Origin of the sequence: Streptomyces sp. NPDC057307 (assembly GCF_042667665.1) — a bacterium.
Taxonomy (GTDB): domain Bacteria; phylum Actinomycetota; class Actinomycetes; order Streptomycetales; family Streptomycetaceae; genus Streptomyces.
In genome coordinates this window covers 1-5,480 of record NZ_JBHUZM010000247.1, presented here as the reverse complement: position 1 = coordinate 5,480, position 5,480 = coordinate 1, and the positions used below count along the sequence as shown (strand labels likewise).

Annotated in this window: 4 protein-coding genes; 3 read left to right on the top strand and 1 reads right to left on the bottom strand. The window is 71.6% G+C overall.

What is annotated here, in order from left to right; translation table 11 throughout:
- Positions 1-21: 21 nt before the first annotated feature.
- Entirely contained in the window at positions 22-2,151 is a 2,130-nt protein-coding gene (fusA, locus tag ACFUN8_RS36840) for an elongation factor G (protein WP_383647662.1), read from the bottom strand.
- Positions 2,152-2,569: 418 nt separating this feature from the next.
- Between fusA and ACFUN8_RS36835 the strand changes: the two genes are divergently transcribed.
- From ACFUN8_RS36835 to ACFUN8_RS36825, 3 genes are all read left to right on the top strand, one after another.
- Positions 2,570-2,941 (top strand): hypothetical protein, encoded by a 372-nt coding sequence (locus ACFUN8_RS36835; RefSeq protein WP_383647659.1) that lies wholly within the window; start codon positions 2,570-2,572, stop codon positions 2,939-2,941.
- Positions 2,942-3,059: 118 nt separating this feature from the next.
- Positions 3,060-3,371 carry a hypothetical protein gene (locus ACFUN8_RS36830; protein ID WP_383647657.1) on the top strand — a complete coding sequence of 104 codons (312 nt, stop codon included), beginning with the start codon at positions 3,060-3,062 and terminating at the stop codon, positions 3,369-3,371.
- Positions 3,372-3,693: 322 nt separating this feature from the next.
- Positions 3,694-5,439 (top strand): discoidin domain-containing protein, encoded by a 1,746-nt coding sequence (locus ACFUN8_RS36825; protein WP_383647654.1) that lies wholly within the window; start codon positions 3,694-3,696, stop codon positions 5,437-5,439.
- Positions 5,440-5,480: the final 41 nt, after the last annotated feature.

Genomic DNA, 5,480 nt, shown 5'->3' with positions numbered 1-5,480 from the left:
CAGGGGCCGCCCCGTCATGCGCTACCGGGACGCCGAGGCGTGCGATGCCGGCGCCGGCGCGTAGCCGGTGGGGCGGGCCGTGAAGGTGCCCCGGCCCTGCGTCCGGCTGCGCAACCGCGTCGCGTAGCCGAACAGCTCCGCCAGCGGCACCGTCGCGGTGACCACGGCCGTACCGGCCCGCGCCGTCGAGCCCGAGACCCGGCCGCGCCGGGCCGCCAGATCACCGAGCACCCCGCCCACGGCGTCGTCGGGGACGGTCACGGTGACCTCGACCACCGGTTCCAGCAGCACCATCGTGCCGGCCCGCAGTGCCTCGCGGAGCGCGAGCCGCCCGGCCGTGCGGAACGCCATCTCCGACGAGTCCTTCGGATGCGTCGCCCCGTCGGTCAGGGTGACCCGGACGCCCGTCACCGGGTGACCGCCGAGCGGTCCCTCGGCGAGCGCGTCCCGGCAGCCGGCCTCGACCGCCCGGACGTACTCCTGCGGCACGCGCCCGCCGACGACGGCCGACCGGAACACGAAGCCGGCCGCTCCGCCACGGTCGTCCGCGGTCGATTCCGCCGCCGCCTCCAACGGCTCGGTGTCGATGACGACATGCGCGAACTGCCCGGCCCCGCCGTCCTGCTTGACGTGCCGGTACACCAGCCCCGACACCCCGCGCCCGACCGTCTCCCGGTAGGCCACCTCCGGCCGGCCGACTCCGACGTCCAGCCCGTGGGCGCGGCGGATCTTCTCCACCGCGACCTCCAGATGCAGCTCACCCATCCCCGACAGCACCGTCTGACCCGTCTCGGAGTCGGTCCGCACCGCCAGCGAGGGATCCTCCTCCACCAGCCGCGCCAGCGCAGTCACCAGCCGGTCGATGTCGGCGCGCCCGCGCGCCTCGACCGCCACGGAGACCACCGGATCGGCGACGGTCGGCGGTTCGAGCACCAGCGGAGCCGACGGTACGCACAGGGTGGCACCCGCGCGGGCCGCCTTCACCCCGACCACCGCGACGATGTCCCCGGCGACCGCCCGGTCCACCTCCGCGTGGCGGTCGGCCTGGACCCGCAGGATCCGGCTGATCCGCTCGGTACGCCGCGTACCCACGTCCAGCACCGCCTCTCCCTTTCGGACCGTTCCCGAGTAGACCCGCAGATACGTCAGCCGCCCCGTGGACGTCGAGTTGACCTTGAACACCAGCGCCGCGAACGGCCCCGCCGGATCGGCGGCCCGCTCCTGCTCCGCGCCGTCCAGCGTGCCGCGCACCGCGGATACGTCCAGCGGCGACGGCAGGTAGGCGACGACCGCCGCCAGCAGCGGCTCGATCCCCCGGTTGCGGTACGCCGAGCCGCACAGCACCACGACACCCTCGCCGGTACGGGTCAGGTCACGCAGCGCGGAGGCCAACGTCCGCGCGGAGAGCGTCGATTCCGCGCAGAACTCCTCCAGCGCGAGCGGATGCAGCTCCGCGACGGCCTCCTCCAGCACCCGGCGGCGACGGAGCGCCTCCTCGATGAGGGAGTCGGGCACGGGGCCCTCCTCGTACGAGTCCGTGCCGTCGCCGGACCAGACGAGCGCACGCATCCGGAGCAGGTCCACGACGCCGGTGAAGCCGTCCTCCGAGCCGATCGGCAACTGCACCACCAGCGGCGCAGGATGCAACCGCCGGCGGATCGACTCGACGGCCGCGTCGAGATCCGCCCCGGCCCGGTCCAGCTTGTTGACGAACGCGATCCGGGGCACCCCGTGCCGGTCCGCCTGCCGCCACACCGACTCACTCTGCGGCTCGACACCCGCGACCGCGTCGAACACCGCGACGGCGCCGTCGAGTACGCGCAGCGAGCGCTCGACCTCGTCGGCGAAGTCGACATGGCCCGGCGTGTCGATGAGATTGATCCGGTGACCGTCCCAGTCACAGCTCACGGCCGCGGCGAAGATGGTGATCCCACGGTCGCGCTCCTGCGAGTCGAAGTCCGTGACGGTCGTGCCGTCGTGGACCTCACCACGCTTGTGGGTGGTGCCGGTGAGATAGAGGATCCGCTCGGTGACGGTGGTCTTGCCGGCGTCGACGTGGGCGAGGATGCCCAGATTCCGGACAGCGGTGAGTCGGTCGGCGCCGAGTCGGTTCGTGGTGGGTCGGTCGGTGGTGTGCAGGTCGGTACGCACGGCCCATGGCCTTTCGGGGTGATCCACGGAAAAGGGCGACGCGATTGCCGGACGAAGCACCCGACGCGGTGAGGCGGCCTTCGTGGGCGGTGCCCGACGAGGTTGCCCGCACAGCGGATTGACGGGGAATCAGACGTTCGTCGCGGACATCCGGTACCGGCCGCGCAGCCGGCGCCGGGCGCCGGGAGACACCAGGATCACCTCGTACCGTGCCGGGGGAACGACAACAGCGGTGCGGTAGCGCACGGCCGGTCTCCCCTCACTGGTCACGGAGCGCGCGCCGCGACGGTGTGCGGCGCGCGAGTTCGTGGTGAGTGTACGGAGAGGGGCGCGCCGGAGTCACGAGGTTTTCGCCGCCGGCCCTGACGCCCCCGGGAAGAGACGCCCCCACGAGCAGGCGCGGCCGCATAATTCGGTGATGAGAACCGACCACATACTGCACCGGTACGGGCTGCCCCTTGAGGAGCGCGTCGGCCAACTCTTCGAGGAGTGGGTCCGCGACGGCCGAAGCAGCGACCAACTGCTCACCGGCAGAGGGTTCTTCACGGTGTACTCCTGGTACTCCGGGCACTGGCCCGACCACGACATCGCGTGGTCGGAGTACGTCACCGCCTCGTACGACCTCATCGGCGGCCGGGACGGCTGGAACGCCATGCTGCGCGAGCGGGCGGTGTGCGAGAGCTGCTGGGACACGTACCGGCTGGAGAACATGGGGGTGTGCACCGGCTGCATGCGCTACAGCTGCTACGCCTGCGGCGCGCACGGGTCCTGTGCGGGCGAGCTGGTCTGACGACCGGTCGGGGCCGTCGGTCGCGGGAACCGCGACAGCCGCCGCTCTTCGCCCGTGCCGGCGAGTGTGAAGGCGGCCGAACGTGGGTAGCTACGGCGATCGGGGGTAGGCGCAGCGAATGGTCACCACCATCCCGGAGTCCGGGACGAGCAGATATCCGTTGACCGAGGATCAGGCCGGAATGCTGGCCTGGGTGCGATGGGCGTACGCGGGGATGTCCGTTCTGGCCGCCGCGTGCCTCGCCTCCGCCCTGTGGGCGGGACACCCCGGCGGGCAGACGCTGTGGACCAGCGCGACCGGCGTACTCGCGTTCCCCGTCCTCACCTTCCTGTCGATCCGTCAGTTGCGGTGCCATCGCGCCGCGTTGGGCGAGCAGGCGCGCCGGCCGAGCCGCTCGGGTCCGCCGCCGCGTCCGCGACTGCCCGCCTGACCCCGCGCCCACGTACGACGTGGCGTCGCGGACATTGCCGTTCTGCGGATATCCCGGCGCACCGGACGCCGTCCGGCGGCCTGCGCGCGGCGGAGCCCACCGGAAGCGGCCATGAGACCCGTGCGGGTCGACCTATCTGTTCGGCTGAACCGGATTGAGTGGGAATTTCGCCGCATGCTCAGGATCGTGACGCAGATCGGTCAATAATTTCCAGTCCTCTGTCTTGCCGGTGGACTGTCAGGTCCTTACGTTGTGGGGGGCCGCACCGTGCGCCGGGACGCGCACACCGCCGCCACGCACCGCGTACTCCGCATGCCGCCGCATGCCGCACTTCCCCGCACCTCCACACGCAGAGCCGATTGCGAGGAACCCCGTGGCACTTTCCAGACGCACCGTCATCGCGTCCGCGATAGCCGGCGCCGGAGCGGCGGCAGGACTGGCCGCCCAGACCGGGACCGCACAGGCGGCCGCCAAGGCCGCCTCCCCACCCGGAGACGTCGTCGGCAAGATCACCGTCGGCTACCAGGGCTGGTTCGCCTGCTCCGGCGACGGCGCGCCGATCAATGGCTGGTGGCACTGGTCGCAGAACTGGGGCCAGTCGCCGTCCCCCAGCAACACCGCGATCGTGAGCTGGCCCGACGTACGCGACTACACCCACACCTACCGGACGGCCTACCCGGCGCTCGGCAACGGGCAGCCGGCCGCGCTGTTCTCGTCGTACGACCAGCAGACCGTCGACACGCACTTCTCCTGGATGCAGCAGTCCGGCATCGACACCGCCGCCCTCCAGCGCTTCAACCCCAACGGCGGCGAGGGCGCGACCCGCGACGACATGGCGGTGAAGGTACGCGGCGCCGCCGAGAAGTACGGCCGCAAGTTCTACGTGATGTACGACGCCACCGCGTGGACGAACATGCAGCCGGAGATGAAGGCGGACTGGCTCGCCAAGATGAAGGCGCTCACCGCGTCGCCGGCCTACGCCAGACAGAACGGCAAACCGGTGGTCGGCATCTGGGGGTTCGGCTTCAACGAGCCCAACAAGACCTGGTCGGCGGCTGTCTGCCTGGACGTCGTCAACTGGTTCAAGGCGGAGGGCTGTTACGTGATGGGCGGGGTGCCCACGCACTGGCGGCGCGGTATCGAGGACTCACGGCCCGGATACATGGACGTGTACCTCGCCTTCGACATGCTCTCGCCGTGGATGGTCGGCCGGATCGGGGACATCGCGGGCGCCGACAACTTCTACGCCAACGTCAACACACCCGACCAGGCGCACTGCGACGCCAACGGGATCGACTACCAGCCCTGCGTCCTGCCCGGCGACCTCCAGTCGGGCCACCGCGCGCACGGCGACTTCATGTGGCGGCAGTTCTACAACATGTGCCGCATCGGGGTGCAGGGCATCTACATCTCGATGTTCGACGAGTACAACGAGGGCAACCAGATCGCCAAGACCGCGGAGACCGCCGCGCAGGTCCCGGCGGGCTCCGGCATCCGGGCCCTGGACGAGGACGGCACGGCCTGCTCGGCGGACTACTACCTGCGGCTCACGGGTGACGGCGGCCGGATGCTGAAGGGCGAGCTGGCGCTCACCGCGACCCGCCCCACTCCACCGGTCACGGGCGGCGGCGGCCCCAACCCGCCGACCGGCGACCTCGCGCTGAGCAGGGCCGCGAGCGCCAGCAGCCAGACGCAGAACTACGGCCCCGGCAACGCCGTCGACGGTAACGGGAACAGCTACTGGGAGAGCGCCAACAACGCGTTCCCCCAGTGGATCCAGATCGACCTCGGCTCCGCCCTGCCGGTGCGCCGGCTGGTCCTGTCGCTGCCGCCGAACCCCGCCTGGGCCACCCGTACCCAGACGCTGTCCGTCCTCGGCTCGACGAACGGGACGAGCTTCGCGACCCTGAGCGCCCCGGCCGCGCGCGTCTTCGACCCGGCGAGCGGGAACACCGCGACGGTCACCCTCGCGTCGGCGGCCACCGCCCGGTACGTACGGGTGCAGATCACCGCCAACAGCGGCTGGCCGGCGGGCCAGTTGTCCGGGCTGAGCGTCTACGCGGACTGAGGCAGTCCCGGCGGGCCCGGCCCCGGGGAAGACCCCGGGGC